Source organism: Streptococcus sp. S1, from assembly GCF_034137685.1.
In the GTDB taxonomy this organism is placed as follows: Bacteria; Bacillota; Bacilli; order Lactobacillales; family Streptococcaceae; genus Streptococcus; species Streptococcus dentalis.
Map to the genome: position 1 here is coordinate 275,001 of NZ_CP139418.1, position 21,182 is coordinate 296,182.

The window sequence follows — 21,182 nt, forward strand, 5'->3', positions numbered from 1 at the left end:
CCTTATTAACTTAACCTTATTTTTGGTCTTGCGACCTAAACTCTTTAAATATTTACAGCGTTTCGGTTTATTTTCTTGTTACTATTTGATATAGATATTCAATTTTCAATGTTCAATCTTAACACCCTTATAGTGTTAATGGAGCCTAGCGGGATCGAACCGCTGACCTCCTGCGTGCAAAGCAGGCGCTCTCCCAGCTGAGCTAAGGCCCCACAAGACCTCTCAAAACTAAACAAGACCAACGTACAGGTTTCCTTTTCCTTAGAAAGGAGGTGATCCAGCCGCACCTTCCGATACGGCTACCTTGTTACGACTTCACCCCAATCATCTATCCCACCTTAGGCGGCTGGCTCCAAATGGTTACCTCACCGACTTCGGGTGTTACAAACTCTCGTGGTGTGACGGGCGGTGTGTACAAGGCCCGGGAACGTATTCACCGCGGCGTGCTGATCCGCGATTACTAGCGATTCCGACTTCATGTAGGCGAGTTGCAGCCTACAATCCGAACTGAGACTGGCTTTAAGAGATTAGCTTGCCGTCACCGACTCGCGACTCGTTGTACCAGCCATTGTAGCACGTGTGTAGCCCAGGTCATAAGGGGCATGATGATTTGACGTCATCCCCACCTTCCTCCGGTTTATTACCGGCAGTCTCGCTAGAGTGCCCAACTCAATGATGGCAACTAACAATAGGGGTTGCGCTCGTTGCGGGACTTAACCCAACATCTCACGACACGAGCTGACGACAACCATGCACCACCTGTCACCTCTGTCCCGAGGGAAAACTCTATCTCTAGAGCGGTCAGAGGGATGTCAAGACCTGGTAAGGTTCTTCGCGTTGCTTCGAATTAAACCACATGCTCCACCGCTTGTGCGGGCCCCCGTCAATTCCTTTGAGTTTCAACCTTGCGGTCGTACTCCCCAGGCGGAGTGCTTAATGCGTTAGCTGCGGCACTGAGTCCCGGAAAGGACCCAACACCTAGCACTCATCGTTTACGGCGTGGACTACCAGGGTATCTAATCCTGTTTGCTCCCCACGCTTTCGAGCCTCAGCGTCAGTTACAGACCAGAGAGCCGCTTTCGCCACCGGTGTTCCTCCATATATCTACGCATTTCACCGCTACACATGGAATTCCACTCTCCCCTTCTGCACTCAAGTTAAACAGTTTCCAAAGCGTACTATGGTTAAGCCACAGCCTTTAACTTCAGACTTATCTAACCGCCTGCGCTCGCTTTACGCCCAATAAATCCGGATAACGCTCGGGACCTACGTATTACCGCGGCTGCTGGCACGTAGTTAGCCGTCCCTTTCTGGTAAGATACCGTCACAGCGTGAACTTTCCACTCTCACACTCGTTCTTCTCTTACAACAGAGCTTTACGATCCGAAAACCTTCTTCACTCACGCGGCGTTGCTCGGTCAGGGTTGCCCCCATTGCCGAAGATTCCCTACTGCTGCCTCCCGTAGGAGTCTGGGCCGTGTCTCAGTCCCAGTGTGGCCGATCACCCTCTCAGGTCGGCTATGTATCGTCGCCTTGGTGAGCCGTTACCTCACCAACTAGCTAATACAACGCAGGTCCATCTCTTAGTGATGCAATTGCACCTTTCAAGTCAACATCATGCAATGTCGACTTTTATGCGGTATTAGCTATCGTTTCCAATAGTTATCCCCCGCTAAGAGGCAGGTTACCTACGCGTTACTCACCCGTTCGCAACTCTTCCAGAAGAGCAAGCTCCTCCTTCAGCGTTCTACTTGCATGTATTAGGCACGCCGCCAGCGTTCATCCTGAGCCAGGATCAAACTCTCATTAAAATAATTGTTTGTCTTAAACTCATTCTGTCACTGACAGATTTATTGTTTTTTTATTGTTCAGTTACTATAACCTCCGTTATAGTGCCCTGCACATTGGTTCGTCTTGTTCAGTTTTCAAAGGTCTTTGTCGCTCTCGCGCGACAACTATATTAGTATATCATGACCTTCCCCTACTGTCAACACTTTTTTTAATTTTTTTTTTTACTTTCTTGAAAGTTTTTTGAAGGTATAAAAAAAAGCCTGTAATATGGGCTTTTCGATTAGTCTAGTTCTTTGTTGATGATTAGAAATTTTTCTTCTCCGAAGCCTCTTTTTATTAAACCTGATTTAGCTATGTCTATAAGATCTTTTGAAAAGGATTGAATGGCTTCTTTTTCCTTATCACTTAGAATTTTCTTTGAATATTTCTTTCTAAGTTTTCTATAGTCCAGTTCTTCATTTTTAAAAAATGGGCAATGTTCTAAATAGTTTTCCATTTTTTCTAATTGTACAAATAAGCCTAGTTCAAAAGCTATCGGGGAAAAAGTGGTTTCTAATGGTTGTGTACAAACACTTCTAAATTCTACTGTCCCACGGGCAGTTAGATCCTGAAATTGGTAACTTCGATGCTGTTTTAGGTCTTCTTTTACAGGTATGATGTTTTTTTCATTCCCATCAGCTGTATAAGCTGTGATTTCTTTTTGATCTAGATAGTCTTTTACACGAATAGGTTTAAAATAATAGGATTTATCTTCTCTAGTTGCAGTAAAAATAGCTGTGCAAGCAAGATTATTAAAATACTCTTCTTCACTTTGGTAGTCCTTTGGATAAATCCCTACATTCTCCTTATAATAACCATGTAAGGATTCTTCCCAGAAAATATCTCTGGCAATTTTTGTATCCCAAGACTCTGCTGAAAATTCTGAGTTAGAAAACAAATATGCTTTTGCTGTTTCAATTTTATTAAATGCATTAATGATGCGAATATAGTTATTGCGCCTCACATCCAATTGAACCTGGTTTCCGCATATAAATGCTCCGTACGAAGGATAGGAGTGTGTCTTCATCCCTGTACCATTCATTGCAAGGAAAGCCATTAACATCTTGTATCGTTCGATTTTCACTGGGCTATTATCATTTTCTTTCCACAAAGGATGGATTCCGTGCCCTTGAATTTCGTGATTATTTTCTTGTAAAATCGGTTGAATGATCTTCAAATAGTCCTCAAAACGTTTGGCCACCTCATTTATAGAACAAGCTCTCTCAAATGCAAATTCAATTGTATTGTAACTCAACTCGAATAGAATACGATCTTTAGAAGAGCAGTGAATCAATTGAATGGGATTTTGATTGTCATCTATTTTTTCAACTTCAAAATCTGATAAGTTTGCTAAGGTTCGAAAAAGATTTTTCGTCACCTCTATATTTGTTTTGTTTCCATTTGTTTCTACAATCGGAAACTCTAATTCAACTCCGACAAAGAGTTTCGAATCCTCTTTCATATTACTAAGGTACTTCTCTTTTAGTAATTTAATTGCTTGTTGTTTTGTCATTGAACCCTTTTTCTTCTATTGGAGATATGGGTTCCATTATATCATTTTTTGCTATTCTCGACTACTCATGAAAAGCAAGACAAAACGCCTGCTTACGAAATTGTTTTAAATTAAAGCAATTTCGTAAACAAGCGTCTACCATTCATTCAATATGATGAGTGTTCCCGCTGGGGAAAATCCCCAGCGGTAGACCAGAGCTAGACTAAGAATAACAGTGTATTCCATCATCATAACACTCAACAAAAATGATGATATTATACCAATTCGATGATAGCCATTGGCGCAGCATCACCACGACGTGGTTCAGTTTTAAGGATACGAGTATATCCACCATTGCGCTCAGCATAACGAGGTGCTAATTCAGAGAACAATTTTTGAAGTGCAGTTGTTTCTGAGTATTTACCTGTTTCTTCATCAAAGTTTTGTGATGCAACTTCGTTACGTACGAATGCAGCAGCTCGACGACGTGCATGCAAATCACCACGTTTACCCAAAGTAATCATTTTTTCAACTGATTTACGGATTTCTTTCGCACGTGCTTCAGTTGTTACAATTGCTTCATTGATGATAAGATCTGTAGTCAAATCGCGAAGCATCGCTTTACGTTGTGAGCTAGTGCGTCCTAGTTTACGGTAAGCCATGTATTCCTCCTCTATTTATCGTTTTTTAACCCAAGGCCTAAGTCGGCAAGTTTGATTTTAACTTCTTCAAGACTATTACGTCCCAAGTTACGAACTTTCATCATTTCTGCTTCTGATTTTTCAGTCAAATCGTAAACAGTATTAATGCCAGCGCGTTTCAAACAGTTATATGAACGAACTGAAAGATCTAATTCTTCGATCGTACGTTCTAAAATGCGATCATCAGAAGTTGTATCTACTTCCTTCATAACATCTGTTGCAATAGCAATTTCAGTTAAGTTTGTGAATAGATTTAGGTGTTCTGTCAAAATACGGGCAGACAAACCTAAGGCATCTTCTGGAATAATTGTCCCATTTGTCAAAATTTCAAGGGTTAGCTTGTCAAAGCCATCGTTGCTACCAACGCGTGCTGGTTCAACTTGATAATTGACTTTTGTCACTGGCGTATAGATTGAATCTACAGCAAGTGTTCCCACTGGTGCATCATCTTTTTTGTTTTGATCAGCTGGAACATAGCCACGTCCACTGTTTACAGTAAGCGTTGCTTTCAAAGACGCTCCTTCTCCGATTGTAAATAGATAATGATCAGGGTTTACAATTTCGATGTCACTATCCGTAAGAATGTCTCCAGCAGTTACTTCTGCAGGTCCTTCTACATCAAGTTCAATAATCTTTTCGTCTTGGACGTAAGATTTAACGGCGATTCCTTTAACGTTAAGAATAATTTGCATAACGTCTTCACGGACTCCTGGAACGGTATCAAATTCGTGGAGTACCCCTTCAATGTTAATTGAAGTGACAGCTGCACCTGGAAGTGAAGCCAGAAGTACACGACGAAGTGAGTTTCCAAGTGTTGTACCATAGCCACGTTCAAGTGGTTCTACGACAAACACGCCATAATCTTTGTTTTCATCAATTTTTGTTATATTTGGTTTTTCAAACTCAATCATTTGCTATACTCCCTCTTAAACGAAAAGCTGTGTAATTGTTGATGATTATACACGGCGACGTTTTGGAGGACGAGCACCATTGTGTGGTACAGGAGTTACATCGCGGATTGCAGTTACTTCAAGACCAGCAGCAGCAAGTGCACGAATAGCAGACTCACGACCTGAACCAGGACCTTTAACAGATACTTCAACAGATTTAAGTCCATGTTCTTGAGCAGCCTTTGCAGCAGCTTCTGATGCCATTTGAGCAGCAAATGGTGTAGATTTACGAGAACCTTTAAATCCAAGTGCACCTGCAGATGACCAAGCGATTGCGTTACCATGCACATCAGTAATCATAACAATTGTGTTGTTAAATGTAGCGTGAATATGGGCAATACCAGATTCGATATTCTTTTTCACACGACGTTTACGTGTTGGTTTAGCCAAGATTTTTACCTCCTTATTTTATTTTATTTTTTCTTACCTGCAATCGCAACAGCTTTACCTTTACGAGTGCGAGCATTATTTTTAGTGTTTTGTCCACGAACTGGAAGTCCACGACGGTGACGGATACCACGGTATGAACCGATTTCCATCAAGCGTTTAATGTTCAAGTTTACTTCACGACGAAGGTCGCCTTCAACTTTGATTGCGTCAACTTCACGACGGATAGCATCTTCTTGATCTGGTGTAAGATCACGAACACGAATGTCTTCAGAAACGCCTGCAGCAGCAAGGATTTTCTTAGATGTTGGAAGTCCGATACCGTACACATAAGTCAATGAAATTACTACACGTTTGTCATTTGGAATGTCAACTCCAGCAATACGAGCCATGTTTTCTCCTTTCTATTTTATCCTTGACGTTGTTTGTGTTTTGGATTTGCTGGGCAAATTACCATAACACGACCATTACGACGAATTACTTTACAGTATTCGCAAATTGGTTTGACCGATGGTCTTACTTTCATTTTTATCCCTCCAAGTTTTTCGACTATTTAAAGCGGTATGTGATACGTCCACGTGTCAAATCATACGGACTCATCTCCACTGTAACACGATCTCCCGCTAAAATACGAATATAGTTTTTACGAATTTTACCAGAAACTGTTGCTAAAATCTGATGTCCATTTTCAAGTTCAACCGTAAACATAGCATTCGGCATCGTATCGACTACTTTGCCTTCTACTTCAATCACATCGTCTTTTGCCACGCAAAAGTACCTCCATAAATTTCGATTCATTCCTCTGAGCACAGAGGTAACAATTATAAGTCAGACTAACTAATTGTAACACTAGTTGTCCAATATTGCAAGCATGAAAAACGCTTTTATTTCAAATTTGACAAGACTTTTTCAATGTCTGAAAATACATCATTGATATCTTGGTTCCCTTGGATGTCATGTACGAGTCCTTTTGAACGATAAAATGCAATGATTGGTTCTCCTTGTGCAATATTGACGTCCAAACGACGTTTAACCGTTTCTGGTTTGTCATCTTCACGTTGGTAGAAATCATGACCTTGACAGTTATCACAAGTTCCTTCAACTTTTGTAGGATTAAATACTTTGTGGTAAGTTGCACCACAAGTACGGCAGATGAATCGACCACTCAAACGTTCTAATAAGCTTTCTGGGTTCACTTCAATGTTGATGACACCTTCTAACGTGATACCAAGATCTGACAAAGTTTGATCCAAGGCATGAGCTTGTTCAATTGTCCGTGGATAACCATCCAAAAGGAAACCTGTTTCTTTAATATCATCTTGAGCAAGGCGTTCTTTTACGATTCCATTGGTTACCTCATCTGGGACCAATTCACCCTTGTCAATGTATGATTTTGCAAGCACACCCATTTCAGTTTGGTTAGCCATCGCTGCGCGGAACATATCTCCAGTTGAGATGTGCGCTACGTGAAACTCTTCAACGATTTTAGCTGCTTGAGTTCCTTTACCTGCTCCAGGCAACCCCATAATTAAAAGATTCATGATGAATACTCCTTATTTTGTTTTTAAATGGAAGCAGGAGCGAATTCCTATTTCCATTTGAAAACAAAATAGAAGGCTGACAAAGTCAACCTTATTCTATTCTGTTGTTGTGTCCATAAATCCGACATACTTACGTTTTAATAAGTAGCCTTCTAATTGTTTCATTCCCTCAATACCTGTTGAAATAATGATTAACAAACTAGTTCCTCCAAGAGCAACTGCATCTGTCAAACCAAATAAATCTCGAGCTAGTATTGGAATGATGGTAATAAAGCCAAGGAATACTGATCCGACACTTGCTAAACGACGTAGCAAACGAGACATAAACTCTTCTGTCCCCTTACCAGGACGAACGCCTGGGATATAGGCACCACTCTTTTGAAGGTTTTCTGCCGTTTTTTCAGGATTGATCTGAACAAACGTGTAGAAGAAGGTGAAGAGAATGATCAATAAGGCATACATTGCAACACCAGTTGGTGTGTTTGTAGCCAACATGGCTTGAGCTGTTCTCACCCATCCTGCATTGTAACCCATAGCGCTAATCACTTGGAAAATTGCAGCAGGCGCTGCTGTAATCGAACTAGCGAAGATGACAGGAATAACTCCTGCTGGGTTTACTTTCAAAGGAAGGTAAGAACTTGATGGAGCTCCTTGTGCAATCTTTGTATATTGGATTGGAATCTTGTATTGTGCTTGCTCTACAAAGGTTGTAAAGTAAACAATAACCAAGACCGCAAGGATTAATACCCCGACAAAAATGAGGGAATTGGTCATTTGACCAGAACGAACGTTCACAAATGCATTTTCATAGATTTCTTTAATCATCTCAGGAATTGATGACACAATCCCCGCAAAGATAATCATTGAAACACCATTTCCGTATCCTTTATCTGTGATTTGTTCTCCAAGCCAAGTCACAATCATGGAACCGGTCGTCAGAATCGCACCGATTAATAGATAAGTCTTAGTATTTGGAGTTGCGACTAATTTCGCCTGAGACAAGGTGTGGAAGGTGGCTGTAATCCCGATGGATTGAACAAAGGCTAGAACCAAAGAAATATAGCGTGTTGCTTGGTTGAGCTTTCTTCGACCAACTTCCCCTTGTTTGCCCCATTCAACAAACTTAGGTAACAGATCCATTTGCAAAAGTTGCACGACGATCGAAGCTGTGATGTATGGGCTAACTCCTAATGCGAAAACTGAGAAGTTCCTCATGGCATTCCCAGAAACCAAACTGAGCATGTTCAAGAAGGACACATCTTGAAGGTTGTTCAGAATTTTCGCATTTACGCCAGGCACTGTAATCGTAGTTCCAATGCGGAAAACAAGAATGATAAAGATTGTAAACAAAATCTTTGATCGTACCTGTTTTACCTTAAAAGCATCTTTTAATAATTTAAAAAACATAGGTCACCTCACTTAGATGACTTCAACTGAACCACCCTTAGCAGTGATAGCTTCTTCAGCTGATTTAGAGAATTTAGCTGCTTTAACAGTCAACTTCTTAGTCAATTCTCCGTTACCAAGAATTTTGATACCTGATTTTTCAGCTTTTACAATTCCTGATTCAACAAGTACTACTGGAGTTACTTCAGCACCATCTTCAAAGGCGTTCAATTGATCAAGGTTCACAATAGCATATTCTTTAGCGTTGATGTTTGTAAATCCACGTTTTGGAAGACGACGGAACAATGGAGTTTGTCCACCTTCAAAACCAAGACGTACACCGCCACCGCTACGAGCTTTTTGACCTTTTTGACCACGGCCAGAAGTTTTACCATTACCAGATGAAGTACCACGACCAACACGGTTGCGGACTTTACGTGAACCTGTAGCAGGTTGTAATTCATGAAGTTTCATTATTTATTTTCTCCTCTTTTGTAAATTGCTAACGCATGTAATCAGGAAAAGGTGTCCTAACTACAAACTCGCCTATACTTATATTTAGTTTTAGGGGATGAGAACCTCTCATACCCCTGAAAACTTTGTTTCTATTTTAAATATTTAAATAGATTATTTTACTTCTTCAACTGTTACCAAGTGAGATACAGCAGTGATCATACCACGTACCGCTGGGTTATCTTCTTTAATAACAGAGCTGTTCAATTTGCCAAGTCCAAGTGCTACAACAGTTTTACGTTGTGACGGGATGCGTCCGATTGGAGACTTAGTCAAAGTAATTTTAATTTGAGCCATTTGAATCTCCTTTCTTAAGCCAAGTCAGAAACTGAAATACCACGAAGGGCAGCAACTTCATCAGCGCGTTTCAATTGTGCCAAACCGTTAACAGTTGCACGAACGATGTTGATTGGAGTGTTTGATCCAAGTGATTTAGATGTAACATCTGCAATACCTGCCAATTCGACAACGGCACGAACTGCTCCACCTGCAGCAACCCCAGCCCCTTCGATAGCTGGTTTCAACAATACACGAGCTCCACCAAATACTGATGTTACTTCATGTGGAATTGTTGTTCCAACCATAGGAACTTCGATCAAGTTTTTCTTAGCATCTTCAACAGCCTTACGGATTGCTTCTGGAACTTCTTGAGCTTTACCAGTACCAAATCCAACACGGCCATTACGGTCACCAACAACTACAAGAGCTGCAAAACGAAGACGACGTCCACCTTTAACAACTTTTGTTACACGGTTGATGGCAACTACGCGTTCTTCAAGTTCAACTGCATTATCTTTAAATGCCATTTTCTAGTGTCCTCCTATTAGAATTTCAATCCGTTTTCACGAGCTGCATCAGCCAAAGCTTTAACACGTCCGTGATATAGATATCCACCGCGGTCGAACACCACTTCAGAAATACCTTTAGCAACTGCACGTTCAGCAACGAGTTTGCCGACAACAACGGCTTGTTCAGTTTTAGTTCCTTTTGAAACTTCTTTGTCAAGAGTTGAAGCGCTTGCGAGCGTTACACCCGCTACGTCATCAATTACTTGAGCGTAGATGCCTGTATTAGAACGGAATACGTTCAAACGTGGGCGATCAGCAGTTCCAGAGAGTTTTCCGCGAACGCGACGGTGGCGTTTTTGACGGATTTTGTTTTTATCTGGTTTCGAAATCACAATTTTCACCTCTTAATTTTAAAATCATGTGCTAAGCACTGAGTTGGTAAGATGAAGGTTGGTTGAAAAACAACCAAACTACATTATTTACCTGTTTTACCTTCTTTGCGGCGAACGTATTCACCAACATAACGGATCCCTTTACCTTTGTATGGTTCAGGTGAACGAAGGCTACGTACATAAGCAGCTGTTTGACCAACTACTTCTTTTGAAATTCCGCTAACAACGATTGTTGTTGGGTTTGGAAGTTCAAAAGTAATTCCTTCTGGAGCTTCAACTTCGTCTGGGTGTGATTTACCAACAGCCAAAACAAGTTTTGATCCTTGAAGTTGTGCACGGTATCCAACCCCGCGCATTTCAAGTTCTTTCTTGAATCCTTCTGATACACCAGTAACCATGTTGTTCAAAAGGGCACGAGTTGTTCCGTGGATTGTTTTCATTTCTTTTGAGTCGTTTGGACGGTGAAGTGTTACTTCAGTACCTTCCACACGGATTTCAATATCTTTTGAGAACTCACGAGTAAGTTCTCCTTTAGGTCCTTTTACAGTTACAACGTTGTCATTGTTAGTGATTTCAACACCAGCAGGCAACACGATAACTTTATTACCAATACGTGACATGTTTTTTATTCTCCTGTTAAATTGTCAGACCTTTGCAGGCCAGTTTTCACGGGGTTTAAATCTTTTTGATTTAAAAGTTAATGTTTAGGTCTCAATTTCTAAGTGAATCGAGGCATTGTCTCGCAGACATAACTTTGGGTTAGGCAAGAGACAATAACGAAGAGTCACAACGAAATTGGGAGCTAAATATTACCAAACGTAAGCGATAACTTCTCCACCAACGTTCTTTTGGCGAGCTTCTTTATCAGTAAGCAAACCTTCAGAAGTTGAAAGGATAGCAATTCCAAGTCCGTTAAGAACTTTTGGAAGATCTTCACGTTTTTTGTAAACACGCAAACCTGGTTTTGATACACGTTTCAAGTTTGTGATAACTTTTTCACCGTTTTGTCCGTATTTCAAGAATACACGGATGATGCCTTGTTTGTCATCTTCGATGAATTCAACGTTTTTTACAAAACCTTCGCGTTTAAGGATTTCAGCAATCCCTTTTTTGATGTTTGATGCAGGTACTTCAAGTACTTCGTGTTTTGCTTGGTTAGCGTTACGAATACGTGTAAGGAAGTCTGCGATTGGGTCAGTCATAACCATTATAATTTCTCCTCTTACTAGTAGTTTGCAAGTCGCACTTGCTAGTTAATGATTGAGCTAGGCTCAGAAAGTTTTGATACATACAAATGAGCATTTCTCATTTGAACACGAGCTACAACCTGGGCAAAAAAGATAGATTTGTCTTGGAGCAGAGCTCCTGCACCAAATCTCCTATTTTTGCTGGGGTTGTTACGCTCTTTGTATCATGCTATTACCAAGATGCTTTTGTGACACCTGGGATTTGACCTTTGTATGCCAATTCACGGAAGCAAACACGGCAAAGTTTAAACTTGCGGTAAACTGAGTGTGGACGTCCACAACGTTCACAGCGAGTGTATGCTTGAGTAGAGAACTTCGCTGGGCGTTTGTTCTTAGCAATCATAGATTTTTTAGCCATTAGTTTTACCTCCTATATTATTTTGCAAACGGCATACCGAGGCCAGTAAGCAATGCACGTGATTCTTCGTCTGTGTTCGCTGTAGTTACGATTACGATATCCAAACCACGAGTTTTATCAACATCATCAAAGTTGATTTCTGGGAAGATCAATTGTTCTTTCACACCAAGTGTGTAGTTTCCGCGTCCATCAAATGATTTTGTTGGAACACCATGGAAGTCACGTACACGTGGAAGTGAAACTGTTACCAATTTATCCAAGAATTCGTACATACGTTCACCACGAAGGGTAACTTTTGCACCGATCGCAACACCTTCACGAAGACGGAAGCCGGCGATTGATTTTTTAGCCTTAGTGATCAATGGTTTTTGACCTGAGATCAAAGCAAGCTCTTCAGCAGCTTTTTCAAGGTTTTTAGCATTTGATACTGCATCACCAACACCCATGTTCAAAACGATTTTATCAACTTTTGGCACAGCCATAACTGATGAATAGTTGAACTGTTCAGTCAATGATGGTACTACTTCATTAAGGTATTTTTCTTTTAAACGATTAGCCATTATACTTCTCCTTTCCTTCGTGATTAGTCAAGCACTTCGCCTGATTTTTTGTTGTAGCGAACTTTTTTGCCGTCTACAAATTTGTAGCCAACACGTCCAGCAACACCGTTTTTGTCCAAAACTTGAACGTTAGAAGCATGGATTGGAGCTTCTTTTTCAACGATTGCACCTTGAGGGTTTTCGTTATTTGGACGTTGGTGTTTCTTGATGATGTTTACACCTTCTACAACAACTTTATTTACTTTTGGAAGAGCAGTAAGAACAACAGCTTCTACGCCTTTGTCTTTACCAGCGATAACGCGAACTTTGTCGCCTTTTTTTACAAACATTTTATTCTCCTTTTATTCTTACGCCCGATGGGCACCCTGGCTGAGCCAGGGGACTGTGTTTGTTTTCGATTGATTAAAGTACTTCTGGAGCAAGTGATACGATCTTCATGAAACCACCGTCACGCAATTCACGTGCAACTGGGCCAAAGATACGAGTACCGCGAGGAGTTTTGTCGTCACGGATGATCACTGCTGCATTTTCGTCGAACTTGATGTATGAACCATCTTTACGACGAGCACCTGATTTAGTACGAACGATAACAGCTTTTACAACGTCACCTTTCTTAACCGCACCACCAGGAGTAGCTTGTTTTACAGATGCAACGATTACATCACCGATGCTCGCGAATTTACGTTTTGAACCACCAAGAACTTTGATTGTCAAGATTTCGCGTGCGCCACTGTTGTCAGCGACTTTCAAACGAGTTTCTGTTTGAATCATTTACGTTTTCTCCTTTCAGGTATGATTAGATGATGACCGCTTCTTCAACGACTTCTACCAGACGGAAGCGTTTTGTAGCTGAAAGCGGACGAGTTTCCATGATACGAACGATATCGCCTTCTTTAGCAACATTGTTTTCATCATGAGCTTTGTATTTTTTAGAATAGTTGATACGTTTACCATAGACTGGGTGGTTACGTTTAGTTTCAACTACAACTGTGATTGTTTTGTCCATTTTGTCAGACACAACGCGTCCAACAAGAACTTTACGATTATTGCGTTCCATTGAAATTCTCCTTCCCTAGTCTATTATTTAGCTTCTGATTGAACAGTTTTGATACGAGCGATTTGTTTTTTCACTTCTTTCAAACGTCCAGTTTGTTCCAACTGACCAGCAGCTGCTTGGAAACGAAGTTCAAACAATTCTTTTTTCAATTCATTTTCACGCTTCGCGAGTTCTTCTTGAGAAAGACCACGAAGTTCTTTAACAAATTCTTTTACTTCTGTAAGTTTCATGACCTCTCCTTATTCTGCTTCACGTTTCACAAATTTAGTTTTAACTGGCAATTTGTGGCTAGCAAGACGAAGTGCTTCGCGTGCGATCTCTTCAGATACACCAGCGATTTCGAACATTACTTTACCACGTTTAACTGGTGCTACCCAACCTTCAGGAGCCCCTTTACCAGATCCCATACGTACCCCGATAGCTTTAGCGGTGTATGATTTGTGTGGGAAAATCTTAATCCAAACTTTACCACCACGTTTCATGTAACGAGTCATGGCGATACGAGCAGCTTCGATTTGACGGTTTGTGATCCAGTGGCTAGTTGTAGCTTGAAGACCGTATTCACCGAATGCTACTTCTTTTCCACCTTTTGCTTCACCGCGCATTTTACCACGGAATTCGCGACGGTGTTTTACACGTTTAGGTACTAACATTGGTTATTTACCTCCTTTAGCGTCTTTACGAGCTGGAAGAACTTCACCACGGTAGATCCATACTTTAACACCAAGTTTACCGTAAGTAGTGTCTGCTTCTTCCCAAGCGTAATCGATATCAGCGCGAAGTGTGTGAAGTGGAACAGTTCCTTCAGAGTATCCTTCTGCACGGGCAATATCTGCACCGTTCAAACGACCTGATACTTGAGTTTTGATTCCTTTAGCTCCAGCACGCATAGCACGTTGGATCGCTTGTTTTTGTGCACGACGGAAAGCAACACGTTGTTCCAATTGACGAGCGATTCCTTCACCAACAAGGTGAGCATCCAAGTCAGGACGTTTGATCTCAATGATGTTGATGTGTACTTGTTTACCAGTCAATTTGTTAAGAGCTGCACGAAGTGCATCAACGTTTGCTCCACCTTTACCGATAACCATACCTGGTTTAGCAGTGTGAAGAGAAACGTTAACTTTGTTTACTGCGCGTTCGATTTCAATAGTTGAAACGGCTGCGTCAGCCAATTCTTTTTGAATGAATTTACGGATTGCAAGATCTTCATGAAGGTAATCCGCGTATTCTTTTTCAGCATACCATTTGGCATCCCAATCACGGATGATACCAACACGCATACCAATTGGATGTACTTTTTGACCCACGAGTTTACCTCCTTATTTTTCTGCAACAGCTACTGTGATGTGAGCTGTACGTTTGTTGATTGGTGAAGCTGAACCTTTCGCACGTGGACGGAAACGTTTCATTGTTGGTCCTTCGTTTGCGAATGCTTCAGATACTACCAAGTTAGCTTTTTCCAAACCAAAGTTGTTTTCAGCGTTTGCTACTGCTGAGTTCAACACTTTAAGGATGATCCCTGCAGCTTTGTTTGGTGTGAATGTCAAAATAGCGATGGCATCGGCTACGCTTTTACCACGGATGTTGTCAAGAACAAGACGTGATTTACGAGGTGAAACACGCACTGTACGAGCCATTGCTTTAGCTGAAGTAATTTCTGCCATTTATGTTCTCCTTATTTTCTACGTGTCTTCTTGTCGTCTGCCGCGTGACCTTTGTAAGTACGAGTTGGTGCAAATTCACCAAGCTTGTGACCTACCATGTCTTCTTGGATGTAAACAGGTACATGTTTACGTCCATCATAAACTGCGATAGTGTATCCGATGAAACTTGGGAAGATCGTTGAACGACGTGACCAAGTTTTAATTACTTTTTTCTTTTCGTCGTTTGCTTGAGCTTCAACTTTTTTCATCAAATGCTCATCGACGAAAGGTCCTTTTTTAAGACTACGTCCCATTTTGTAATTTTCTCCTTTAAAATTTAGTACCACAGCGGCTTGCGCTGCTAGGCAGCGCTACCGAGCTGGCGGAAAGTGTAAGCTAGTTGCTTATGATTATTTTTGGTTGCGACGACGAACGATAAGTTTGTCTGATTTCGCTTTCTTGTTACGAGTTTTAAGACCAAGCGCAGGTTTACCCCAAGGAGTAGATGGCGCTTTACGTCCAACTGGTGCTTTACCTTCACCACCACCGTGTGGGTGATCATTCGGGTTCATTACAGAACCACGAACTGTAGGGCGAACACCTTTCCAGCGGTTACGTCCCGCTTTACCAAGGTTTACAAGTCCATGTTGTTCGTTTCCGACAACACCAACTGTAGCACGGCAAGTTCCAAGAATCATACGAACTTCGCCTGATTGAAGACGAACAAGTACATATTTACCTTCAGAACCCAATACTTGAGCAGAAGCTCCAGCAGCACGTACCAATTCTCCACCTTTACCAGGTTTCAATTCGATGTTGTGGATCAAAGTACCAACTGGGATGTTAGCAAGTGGAAGAGCATTTCCGACTTTGATATCTGCTTCTGGTCCTGATACGATGCGTTGACCTACTTCAAGACCTTTAGGGGCGATGATGTAAGCTTTCACACCGTCAGTGTAGTGTACAAGCGCGATGTTAGCTGAGCGGTTTGGATCGTATTCGATCGTTTTAACGACTGCTTCAACTCCATCTTTATTACGTTTGAAATCGATCAAACGGTAATGACGTTTGTGTCCACCACCTTGGTGACGAACAGTGATACGACCGTTGTTGTTACGACCTGCTTTGTTTTTAAGAGAAACAAGCAAAGTTTTCTCAGGTGTGTTTGTTGTGATTTCAGCGAAATCCAAAGAAGTCATATTACGGCGACCGTTTGTTGTTGGTTTATAAACACGAATTCCCACGATATTTCCTCCTTAGATTATTCAGCTTCAGTAGCAAACAACTCGATTGCTTTAGAATCAGCTGCAAGCGTGATGATAGCTTTTTTAGTTTTTGAAGTAAAACCAGTGTAACGTCCAACGCGTTTTGCTTTAGGTTTTACATTTACAGTGTTCACATTCGCAACTTTTACACCTTCAAACGCAGCTTCAACAGCTTGTTTGATCAAAAGTTTGTGAGCGCGAGTGTCAACTTCGAATACATATTTGCCTGCTTCAAGTTGAGCCATTGACTTTTCAGTGATAACAGGTTTTTTGATAACATCATACAAATTCATTATGCAAGAACCTCCTCGATTTTAGAGATAGCTGCTTGAGTAACAAGAAGTTTGTCACTATTTGCGATGTCAAGAACACTTGCAGTTGTAGCAGTCGCAACTTTCACGTTTGGAAGGTTACGAGCTGAAAGAGCTGCGAATTCATTTCCTTCTTCAAGAATAACAAGGACTTTAGAATCGATGCTCAAAGCTGCAAGAACTTTTGCAAATTCAGCAGTTTTTGGAGCTGTAAATTCAAGAGAATCAACGGCTACAAATTTGTTTTCAGCAACTTTTTCTGAGTAAACAGATTTAAGTGCAAGGCGACGAACTTTTTGAGGAAGTTTGTACGCATAGTTACGTGGAGTTGGTCCGAAGACGATTCCACCACCACGCCATTGTGGAGAGCGGATAGAACCTTGACGCGCACGTCCAGTTCCTTTTTGACGCCATGGTTTGCGTCCGCCACCTGAAACGGCTGAACGGTTTTTAACTGCGTGAGTTCCTTGACGAAGGCTAGCACGTTGGCTGATGATCACATCAAATACAACTGCTTGGTTTGGTTCGATACCAAAGATCGCATCGTTAAGAACAACTTCGCCCGCTTGTTTACCAGTTTGGTCGAATAATGTTACATTTGCCATTTTGACTGTATTCCCCTTTCCTTATTATTTACCAGCCTTAACTGCTGACTTGATAGTGATAAGAGATTTCTTAGCACCTGGTACGTTACCTTTGATAAGGATAACGTTCTTTTCTGGAACAACTTGTACAACTTCAAGGTTTTGAATTGTTACACGATCGCCACCCATGCGTCCTGCAAGGTTTTTACCTTTGAATACGCGGTTAGGTGCAACAGGTCCCATAGAACCTGGACGACGGTGGTAACGAGAACCGTGAGCCATTGGTCCACGTGATTGTCCGTGGCGTTTGATAACACCTTGGAAACCTTTACCTTTAGAAGTACCAGTTACATCAACAATGTCTCCAGCTTCGAAAGTGTCAACTGTGATTTCAGCACCAACTTCCAAGCCTTCAACGTTTTTGAATTCACGAATGAAGCGCTTAGGAGCCGTGTTAGCTTTTGCTACATGTCCTTTAGCAGGTTTGTTGCTCAATACTTCGCGTTTGTCATCGAAACCAACTTGGATAGCGTTGTAACCATCTGTTTCAACAGTTTTAACTTGAAGAACAACGTTTGGAGTTGCTTCGATAACTGTTACAGGGATCAATTCGCCAGCTTCAGTGAAGATTTGAGTCATTCCCACTTTTTTCCCTAAGATTCCTTTTGTCATGAGAAAATAGTTCCTTTTCTATAGTTTTTTATTCAAAAAGTTTTTAACGAGCGTTTTTTATGCTCTGGATCAAGCTTTAGATTAAAGTTTGATTTCTACGTTTACACCACTTGGAAGATCCAATTTCATCAAAGCGTCAACTGTTTTTTGAGTTGGGTTGATGATGTCGATCAAACGTTTGTGTGTACGCATTTCGAATTGTTCGCGAGAATCTTTGTATTTGTGAGTCGCACGAATGATTGTGTAGAGGCTACGCTCAGTTGGAAGTGGGATTGGACCCGCAACTTGTGCACCTGTACGAGTAGCTGATTCTACGATTTTTGCAGCCGCTGTGTCGAGTGTACGGTGTTCGTACGCTTTCAAACGGATGCGGATTTTTTTGTTTGCCATCTTTTTCTCCTTTTCGTCTATTTAAGATAATAGGCTAGCTCCACAAGAAAACCGACGCGCGTTGCGTGGCAATGCAACCGAGCGTGTCGCAACCTCTTGCATCAAAGCTAATAGCTGTTTTTCACAGCACCATAGTAGTTTAACACAAACAGAGGCCCAATGCAAGGGATTTGAGAAGATTTTTTTCGTTTTTTTGATGAAAGTGTTTTCGAAAGAAATTGAGTACTAAAAAAGTTGCTATTATATAGGAAAAAGGGAGCGAGACAGAACAAATTTATATCCAATTTGTTCGTCGTCTCGCCCCCGCACAGTTGATTAGGTTATCTTTAGAGCTTAACAAGCGAACAAAGATACCAATCAACCACTGCGTCTAGCAGTTATTCCTATTATTCTCAGATGGCTGTAGTCTTTTTTCTTCCTATTATCTATTTCTAGAAATTCCGTCCTGATTTGTTATAGCCATATTTTTCGACGAAATGCTCACGGAATTCTAAGAGATTGTCATCCATGATGGCTTGACGGACCTGTTTCATGAGGTTGATCAAGAAGTATAGGTTGTGGTAGCTGGTCAAGCGAATGCCGAAGGTCTCATCTGCCTTGAGGAGGTGGCGAAGATAAGCCCGGGTGTAATTCTTACAAGTGTAGCAATCACATTCGGGATCCAGCGGTGTAAAGTCTTCTGCAAATTGCGCATTTTTCACTACCAGGCGTCCTTGACTAGTCATACAGGTACCATTTCGCGCAATCCGCGTCGGCAAGACACAGTCAAACATGTCCACTCCACGAATAACGCCATCGATCAGACTGTCTGGAGCTCCTACTCCCATGAGATAGCGTGGCTTGTTCTCTGGTAATAGCGGAGTTGTGAAATCCAGAACCGCATTCATCTCTTCATGGCTTTCTCCAACAGCTAAGCCACCGATAGAATAGCCTGGGAAGTCCATACTGACCAGATCTTGGGCGGACTGACGGCGCAAATCTTCAAATCCAGCCCCTTGGACAATCCCGAAAAGACCTTGATCATGAGGGCGATGGTGAGCCTTCAGGCCACGTTCTGCCCAACGACTGGTCCGTTCGATTGATTTCTTCACATAATCATAGGGCTGATAGAACTGAGGACATTCATCAAAGGACATCATGATGTCACTTCCTAGATTGTTTTGGATGGAGATGGCCTTTTCTGGAGAGAGGAACATCTTCGAGCCGTTGAGGTGGTTTTTAAAGGTTACCCCTTCTTCAGTGATATTGCGGGTATCCGCCAATGAATAGACCTGGAAACCTCCACTATCTGTCAAAATGGGCTGGTCCCAGTTCATGAACTGGTGCAGTCCACCTGCTTTTGCAACTAGATCATCCCCGGGACGAAGCCAGAGATGGTAGGTGTTGGCCAAGATAATTCCGGAGCCCATTTCCTTGAGTTCTTCTGGCGATTGAGTCTTAACGGTTGCCTGAGTCCCTACAGGCATAAACATTGGGGTCGGGAAGGTCCCGTGAGGGGTGATAATTTCTCCCAGACGAGCACCTGTATGCTTTTCTTTTTTGATTAATCGATATTGAATCGGTGAATCTGTCATGGTTACCTCCGTACTGGGAAAAACAGTCCCAGCCTTCTTATTCCTGTCACAGTTTTCCTGTGAGCACCTGTACGATTGTACCAAATTTTACCGGCTCTGTCACGGACTTATGTTATAATAAAAAGTACTACTATGAAGAGAGTGTCATCTATGAACCTTAAACTGATTCGCCTCCGGGCACGTACCATGCAAGTCCAGCAACCGGGCTTAGCTATCCTTTTTGCCTTGCCGGTCCTATTGACCATTCTTACTAACTTTCTCTTAAGTGGGCAAGATCTGATCGATCTACTACCGGATATGACCTTGCTGCAAGCAAGTATCTACATGATCCAGCGGCAGCTCTTTCCTTCTGTCGTCTCCTTTGTCATCTCCATTTTAGTGGTTGGTGCGACTTTTAGCTATTTAGATACGATTAATCCCAAGATCGAACACCGAACACGCGTCTTAGATATCTTTAAACAAGATCGCTTTACCTCTGTATTTGCCACCTTGATCTTAAAGCAAGTCGTCCTCTTTTTATGGGGACTCATCCTCTATGTGGGGAGTCTCATCAGCACCTACGCTAGCATTCGATTTTTGGCGATCTACGATAAGGTGAGTAACCCTAGCACTTTGAGTGCTTCCAGTCCTGAATTCCAATCTCTCATGCAACAAATGCCCCTGATGACTGCTGGTGTTGTACTTGGCCTGATTGGCCTCCTCTTTTATCTGCCACAATACTACAGTCTCAGCTTGGTCGAATTGATCCTCTATGAGCAATTACGAGACGGCGACTACAAAGGAGCCTTTGGAGTCCTTCGCCAAAGTCGTGGAACCATGAAAGGGTTCCGCAGCAATCGCTTGGTGCTCGATCTAACCTTGATTGGTTGGTACTTCTTGAATTACTTCACGCGCGATGTCATCGGCTTTTATACCATGCCTTACTTTATCAACTGCCAAATTGCCTTTTATGATCAAATCAAGCAGATTAAACAAGGGCCGCGCCATTTTACAGGCCATCCAAACCATGAAACTGAACAAGAGTAAGAAGAAAACCCCAGCAAGCTGGGGTTTTCTTCTATGTCAATTGTTTATCATTTATAATCCGCATAGGGAATCACCTAAGATCAGTCGGGTGTGTTCCCGTTTGATACAGCGGTTCATGACGATATCTTCTCGTCCAGCTCCACGAAGAATTTCTTCTGCTTCTTGATTTTCCAACTCCAATTGTGCCCAGAAAATTTTCGCATCCGTCTCAATAAAATCACGTGCCACATCTGGTAAAAACTCACTGCGACGATATACATCGACGATATCTACTGGGAAAGGGATCTCCTGCAAGCTAGCGTACACCGTCTCCCCAAGGATCTGGCCACCAGCTGCACGGGGGTTGACAGGAATAATCCGATAGCCCCGCTCTTGCATCTCTTTACTGACACGATGACTGGTCGTCTCTTCACGGTCAGATAATCCAACCACAGCGATGATCTTGCTGGTTTCTAGGTAATGTTTGATAATGCCATCACTAGGATTGCGAAATGAATAAGCCATAAGAATCT

33 protein-coding genes, 1 tRNA gene and 2 rRNA genes (1 of these 36 only partly in view) are annotated in these 21,182 nt (G+C 41.9%); 1 reads left to right on the top strand and 35 read right to left on the bottom strand.

What is annotated here, in order from left to right; genetic code table 11:
- From SM121_RS01340 to tgt, 34 genes are all read right to left on the bottom strand, one after another.
- Positions 1-16, bottom strand: a 23S ribosomal RNA gene (locus SM121_RS01340); it reaches 2,884 nt to the left of the window's first position.
- Positions 17-139: 123 nt separating this feature from the next.
- Positions 140-212 (bottom strand) — tRNA-Ala (locus SM121_RS01345).
- Positions 213-265: 53 nt separating this feature from the next.
- Positions 266-1,811 (bottom strand): 16S ribosomal RNA (locus tag SM121_RS01350).
- The 16S and 23S rRNA genes sit together here with 1 tRNA gene alongside, the layout of an rRNA operon.
- Before the next feature lie 260 nt (positions 1,812-2,071).
- Entirely contained in the window at positions 2,072-3,343 is a 1,272-nt protein-coding gene (locus SM121_RS01355) for a gamma-glutamylcysteine synthetase (RefSeq protein ID WP_320911000.1), read from the bottom strand.
- A gap of 254 nt (positions 3,344-3,597) precedes the next feature.
- Positions 3,598-3,984: a 50S ribosomal protein L17 gene (rplQ, locus tag SM121_RS01360; protein ID WP_320911001.1), complete on the bottom strand. Its 387-nt coding sequence runs from the start codon at positions 3,982-3,984 to the stop codon at positions 3,598-3,600.
- An 11-nt stretch (positions 3,985-3,995) separates the two neighbouring features.
- Positions 3,996-4,934: a DNA-directed RNA polymerase subunit alpha gene (locus SM121_RS01365; RefSeq protein WP_320911002.1), complete on the bottom strand. Its 939-nt coding sequence runs from the start codon at positions 4,932-4,934 to the stop codon at positions 3,996-3,998.
- Between the two features lie 45 nt (positions 4,935-4,979).
- Positions 4,980-5,363 (bottom strand): 30S ribosomal protein S11, encoded by a 384-nt coding sequence (rpsK, locus tag SM121_RS01370; RefSeq protein WP_003010879.1) that lies wholly within the window; start codon positions 5,361-5,363, stop codon positions 4,980-4,982.
- Between the two features lie 23 nt (positions 5,364-5,386).
- A complete protein-coding gene (gene rpsM, locus SM121_RS01375; protein ID WP_003009631.1) occupies positions 5,387-5,752 on the bottom strand; it encodes a 30S ribosomal protein S13 in 366 nt (121 codons plus the stop codon).
- Between the two features lie 17 nt (positions 5,753-5,769).
- Entirely contained in the window at positions 5,770-5,886 is a 117-nt protein-coding gene (gene rpmJ, locus SM121_RS01380; RefSeq protein WP_001808836.1) for a 50S ribosomal protein L36, read from the bottom strand.
- 23 nt (positions 5,887-5,909) lie between these two features.
- Positions 5,910-6,128 carry a translation initiation factor IF-1 gene (infA, locus tag SM121_RS01385; RefSeq protein WP_001029883.1) on the bottom strand — a complete coding sequence of 73 codons (219 nt, stop codon included), beginning with the start codon at positions 6,126-6,128 and terminating at the stop codon, positions 5,910-5,912.
- Positions 6,129-6,244: 116 nt separating this feature from the next.
- Positions 6,245-6,901, bottom strand: a complete 657-nt coding sequence (locus tag SM121_RS01390) for an adenylate kinase (protein ID WP_003010875.1) — start codon at positions 6,899-6,901, stop codon at positions 6,245-6,247.
- 96 nt (positions 6,902-6,997) lie between these two features.
- Entirely contained in the window at positions 6,998-8,308 is a 1,311-nt protein-coding gene (gene secY / locus SM121_RS01395; RefSeq protein ID WP_003010849.1) for a preprotein translocase subunit SecY, read from the bottom strand.
- Between the two features lie 12 nt (positions 8,309-8,320).
- On the bottom strand, positions 8,321-8,761 hold the full coding sequence (rplO, locus tag SM121_RS01400) for a 50S ribosomal protein L15 (protein WP_003002405.1): 441 nt from the start codon (positions 8,759-8,761) through the stop codon (positions 8,321-8,323).
- A 153-nt stretch (positions 8,762-8,914) separates the two neighbouring features.
- Complete coding sequence (rpmD, locus tag SM121_RS01405) at positions 8,915-9,097, bottom strand: 50S ribosomal protein L30 (RefSeq protein ID WP_002894509.1); 183 nt, start codon at positions 9,095-9,097, stop codon at positions 8,915-8,917.
- Between the two features lie 14 nt (positions 9,098-9,111).
- On the bottom strand, positions 9,112-9,606 hold the full coding sequence (gene rpsE / locus SM121_RS01410; RefSeq protein ID WP_003009617.1) for a 30S ribosomal protein S5: 495 nt from the start codon (positions 9,604-9,606) through the stop codon (positions 9,112-9,114).
- A gap of 17 nt (positions 9,607-9,623) precedes the next feature.
- Positions 9,624-9,980 carry a 50S ribosomal protein L18 gene (rplR, locus tag SM121_RS01415; protein WP_003010871.1) on the bottom strand — a complete coding sequence of 119 codons (357 nt, stop codon included), beginning with the start codon at positions 9,978-9,980 and terminating at the stop codon, positions 9,624-9,626.
- 83 nt (positions 9,981-10,063) lie between these two features.
- The gene (gene rplF, locus SM121_RS01420) at positions 10,064-10,600 is read right to left on the bottom strand and encodes a 50S ribosomal protein L6 (RefSeq protein WP_003009612.1); all 537 of its coding nucleotides are present in this window, start codon (positions 10,598-10,600) and stop codon (positions 10,064-10,066) included.
- Between the two features lie 189 nt (positions 10,601-10,789).
- Positions 10,790-11,188 (bottom strand): 30S ribosomal protein S8, encoded by a 399-nt coding sequence (gene rpsH, locus SM121_RS01425; RefSeq protein ID WP_003010897.1) that lies wholly within the window; start codon positions 11,186-11,188, stop codon positions 10,790-10,792.
- 211 nt (positions 11,189-11,399) lie between these two features.
- Complete coding sequence (locus SM121_RS01430) at positions 11,400-11,585, bottom strand: type Z 30S ribosomal protein S14 (protein ID WP_001085699.1); 186 nt, start codon at positions 11,583-11,585, stop codon at positions 11,400-11,402.
- Positions 11,586-11,602: 17 nt separating this feature from the next.
- Positions 11,603-12,145, bottom strand: coding sequence for a 50S ribosomal protein L5 (rplE, locus tag SM121_RS01435; RefSeq protein ID WP_003009606.1), 543 nt, complete (start codon positions 12,143-12,145; stop codon positions 11,603-11,605).
- Between the two features lie 23 nt (positions 12,146-12,168).
- Complete coding sequence (gene rplX, locus SM121_RS01440; RefSeq protein WP_003002315.1) at positions 12,169-12,474, bottom strand: 50S ribosomal protein L24; 306 nt, start codon at positions 12,472-12,474, stop codon at positions 12,169-12,171.
- 73 nt (positions 12,475-12,547) lie between these two features.
- Positions 12,548-12,916: a 50S ribosomal protein L14 gene (gene rplN / locus SM121_RS01445; protein ID WP_003002384.1), complete on the bottom strand. Its 369-nt coding sequence runs from the start codon at positions 12,914-12,916 to the stop codon at positions 12,548-12,550.
- A 25-nt stretch (positions 12,917-12,941) separates the two neighbouring features.
- The gene (gene rpsQ, locus SM121_RS01450; RefSeq protein ID WP_000440801.1) at positions 12,942-13,202 is read right to left on the bottom strand and encodes a 30S ribosomal protein S17; all 261 of its coding nucleotides are present in this window, start codon (positions 13,200-13,202) and stop codon (positions 12,942-12,944) included.
- A 23-nt stretch (positions 13,203-13,225) separates the two neighbouring features.
- Entirely contained in the window at positions 13,226-13,432 is a 207-nt protein-coding gene (gene rpmC / locus SM121_RS01455; RefSeq protein ID WP_003002350.1) for a 50S ribosomal protein L29, read from the bottom strand.
- Positions 13,433-13,441: 9 nt separating this feature from the next.
- Positions 13,442-13,855, bottom strand: coding sequence for a 50S ribosomal protein L16 (gene rplP / locus SM121_RS01460; RefSeq protein ID WP_000960947.1), 414 nt, complete (start codon positions 13,853-13,855; stop codon positions 13,442-13,444).
- A 3-nt stretch (positions 13,856-13,858) separates the two neighbouring features.
- A complete protein-coding gene (rpsC, locus tag SM121_RS01465) occupies positions 13,859-14,512 on the bottom strand; it encodes a 30S ribosomal protein S3 (protein WP_003002336.1) in 654 nt (217 codons plus the stop codon).
- 12 nt (positions 14,513-14,524) lie between these two features.
- Positions 14,525-14,869, bottom strand: coding sequence for a 50S ribosomal protein L22 (gene rplV / locus SM121_RS01470; protein WP_000818139.1), 345 nt, complete (start codon positions 14,867-14,869; stop codon positions 14,525-14,527).
- Between the two features lie 11 nt (positions 14,870-14,880).
- Complete coding sequence (gene rpsS, locus SM121_RS01475; RefSeq protein ID WP_000533766.1) at positions 14,881-15,162, bottom strand: 30S ribosomal protein S19; 282 nt, start codon at positions 15,160-15,162, stop codon at positions 14,881-14,883.
- 96 nt (positions 15,163-15,258) lie between these two features.
- Entirely contained in the window at positions 15,259-16,092 is an 834-nt protein-coding gene (gene rplB, locus SM121_RS01480; protein WP_000512900.1) for a 50S ribosomal protein L2, read from the bottom strand.
- 17 nt (positions 16,093-16,109) lie between these two features.
- A complete protein-coding gene (locus SM121_RS01485; protein WP_003009593.1) occupies positions 16,110-16,406 on the bottom strand; it encodes a 50S ribosomal protein L23 in 297 nt (98 codons plus the stop codon).
- Positions 16,406-17,029: a 50S ribosomal protein L4 gene (rplD, locus tag SM121_RS01490; protein WP_003010827.1), complete on the bottom strand. Its 624-nt coding sequence runs from the start codon at positions 17,027-17,029 to the stop codon at positions 16,406-16,408. The genes SM121_RS01485 and rplD overlap by 1 nt, the downstream gene beginning before the upstream one ends.
- A 24-nt stretch (positions 17,030-17,053) precedes the next feature.
- The gene (gene rplC / locus SM121_RS01495; protein WP_003010846.1) at positions 17,054-17,680 is read right to left on the bottom strand and encodes a 50S ribosomal protein L3; all 627 of its coding nucleotides are present in this window, start codon (positions 17,678-17,680) and stop codon (positions 17,054-17,056) included.
- Between the two features lie 81 nt (positions 17,681-17,761).
- Complete coding sequence (gene rpsJ / locus SM121_RS01500) at positions 17,762-18,070, bottom strand: 30S ribosomal protein S10 (RefSeq protein ID WP_003009585.1); 309 nt, start codon at positions 18,068-18,070, stop codon at positions 17,762-17,764.
- 431 nt (positions 18,071-18,501) lie between these two features.
- Positions 18,502-19,644 (bottom strand): tRNA guanosine(34) transglycosylase Tgt, encoded by a 1,143-nt coding sequence (tgt, locus tag SM121_RS01505; protein ID WP_320911003.1) that lies wholly within the window; start codon positions 19,642-19,644, stop codon positions 18,502-18,504.
- Between the two features lie 150 nt (positions 19,645-19,794).
- Here tgt and SM121_RS01510 point away from each other — a divergent pair, with 150 nt between their 5' ends.
- Positions 19,795-20,670, top strand: coding sequence for a DUF975 family protein (locus tag SM121_RS01510; RefSeq protein WP_320911004.1), 876 nt, complete (start codon positions 19,795-19,797; stop codon positions 20,668-20,670).
- Positions 20,671-20,721: 51 nt separating this feature from the next.
- Here the strand turns inward: SM121_RS01510 and SM121_RS01515 are convergent, their stop codons facing one another.
- Positions 20,722-21,174, bottom strand: a complete 453-nt coding sequence (locus SM121_RS01515; RefSeq protein ID WP_320911005.1) for a CoA-binding protein — start codon at positions 21,172-21,174, stop codon at positions 20,722-20,724.
- Positions 21,175-21,182: the final 8 nt, after the last annotated feature.

What these genes read in the sequence shown, in the direction of transcription:
- SM121_RS01355 (WP_320911000.1), bottom strand. Translation starts at nt 3,343, where the DNA reads ATGACAAAACAACAAGCAATTAAATTACTAAAAGAGAAGTACCTTAGT.
- rplQ (WP_320911001.1), bottom strand. Translation starts at nt 3,984, where the DNA reads ATGGCTTACCGTAAACTAGGACGCACTAGCTCACAACGTAAAGCGATG.
- SM121_RS01365 (WP_320911002.1), bottom strand. Translation starts at nt 4,934, where the DNA reads ATGATTGAGTTTGAAAAACCAAATATAACAAAAATTGATGAAAACAAA.
- rpsM (WP_003009631.1), bottom strand. Translation starts at nt 5,752, where the DNA reads ATGGCTCGTATTGCTGGAGTTGACATTCCAAATGACAAACGTGTAGTA.
- rpmJ (WP_001808836.1), bottom strand. Translation starts at nt 5,886, where the DNA reads ATGAAAGTAAGACCATCGGTCAAACCAATTTGCGAATACTGTAAAGTA.
- SM121_RS01390 (WP_003010875.1), bottom strand. Translation starts at nt 6,901, where the DNA reads ATGAATCTTTTAATTATGGGGTTGCCTGGAGCAGGTAAAGGAACTCAA.
- secY (WP_003010849.1), bottom strand. Translation starts at nt 8,308, where the DNA reads ATGTTTTTTAAATTATTAAAAGATGCTTTTAAGGTAAAACAGGTACGA.
- rplO (WP_003002405.1), bottom strand. Translation starts at nt 8,761, where the DNA reads ATGAAACTTCATGAATTACAACCTGCTACAGGTTCACGTAAAGTCCGC.
- rpmD (WP_002894509.1), bottom strand. Translation starts at nt 9,097, where the DNA reads ATGGCTCAAATTAAAATTACTTTGACTAAGTCTCCAATCGGACGCATC.
- rpsE (WP_003009617.1), bottom strand. Translation starts at nt 9,606, where the DNA reads ATGGCATTTAAAGATAATGCAGTTGAACTTGAAGAACGCGTAGTTGCC.
- rplF (WP_003009612.1), bottom strand. Translation starts at nt 10,600, where the DNA reads ATGTCACGTATTGGTAATAAAGTTATCGTGTTGCCTGCTGGTGTTGAA.
- rpsH (WP_003010897.1), bottom strand. Translation starts at nt 11,188, where the DNA reads ATGGTTATGACTGACCCAATCGCAGACTTCCTTACACGTATTCGTAAC.
- SM121_RS01430 (WP_001085699.1), bottom strand. Translation starts at nt 11,585, where the DNA reads ATGGCTAAAAAATCTATGATTGCTAAGAACAAACGCCCAGCGAAGTTC.
- rplE (WP_003009606.1), bottom strand. Translation starts at nt 12,145, where the DNA reads ATGGCTAATCGTTTAAAAGAAAAATACCTTAATGAAGTAGTACCATCA.
- rplX (WP_003002315.1), bottom strand. Translation starts at nt 12,474, where the DNA reads ATGTTTGTAAAAAAAGGCGACAAAGTTCGCGTTATCGCTGGTAAAGAC.
- rplN (WP_003002384.1), bottom strand. Translation starts at nt 12,916, where the DNA reads ATGATTCAAACAGAAACTCGTTTGAAAGTCGCTGACAACAGTGGCGCA.
- rpsQ (WP_000440801.1), bottom strand. Translation starts at nt 13,202, where the DNA reads ATGGAACGCAATAATCGTAAAGTTCTTGTTGGACGCGTTGTGTCTGAC.
- rpmC (WP_003002350.1), bottom strand. Translation starts at nt 13,432, where the DNA reads ATGAAACTTACAGAAGTAAAAGAATTTGTTAAAGAACTTCGTGGTCTT.
- rplP (WP_000960947.1), bottom strand. Translation starts at nt 13,855, where the DNA reads ATGTTAGTACCTAAACGTGTAAAACACCGTCGCGAATTCCGTGGTAAA.
- rplV (WP_000818139.1), bottom strand. Translation starts at nt 14,869, where the DNA reads ATGGCAGAAATTACTTCAGCTAAAGCAATGGCTCGTACAGTGCGTGTT.
- rpsS (WP_000533766.1), bottom strand. Translation starts at nt 15,162, where the DNA reads ATGGGACGTAGTCTTAAAAAAGGACCTTTCGTCGATGAGCATTTGATG.
- SM121_RS01485 (WP_003009593.1), bottom strand. Translation starts at nt 16,406, where the DNA reads ATGAATTTGTATGATGTTATCAAAAAACCTGTTATCACTGAAAAGTCA.
- rplD (WP_003010827.1), bottom strand. Translation starts at nt 17,029, where the DNA reads ATGGCAAATGTAACATTATTCGACCAAACTGGTAAACAAGCGGGCGAA.
- rplC (WP_003010846.1), bottom strand. Translation starts at nt 17,680, where the DNA reads ATGACAAAAGGAATCTTAGGGAAAAAAGTGGGAATGACTCAAATCTTC.
- rpsJ (WP_003009585.1), bottom strand. Translation starts at nt 18,070, where the DNA reads ATGGCAAACAAAAAAATCCGCATCCGTTTGAAAGCGTACGAACACCGT.
- tgt (WP_320911003.1), bottom strand. Translation starts at nt 19,644, where the DNA reads ATGACAGATTCACCGATTCAATATCGATTAATCAAAAAAGAAAAGCAT.
- SM121_RS01510 (WP_320911004.1), top strand. Translation starts at nt 19,795, where the DNA reads ATGAACCTTAAACTGATTCGCCTCCGGGCACGTACCATGCAAGTCCAG.
- SM121_RS01515 (WP_320911005.1), bottom strand. Translation starts at nt 21,174, where the DNA reads ATGGCTTATTCATTTCGCAATCCTAGTGATGGCATTATCAAACATTAC.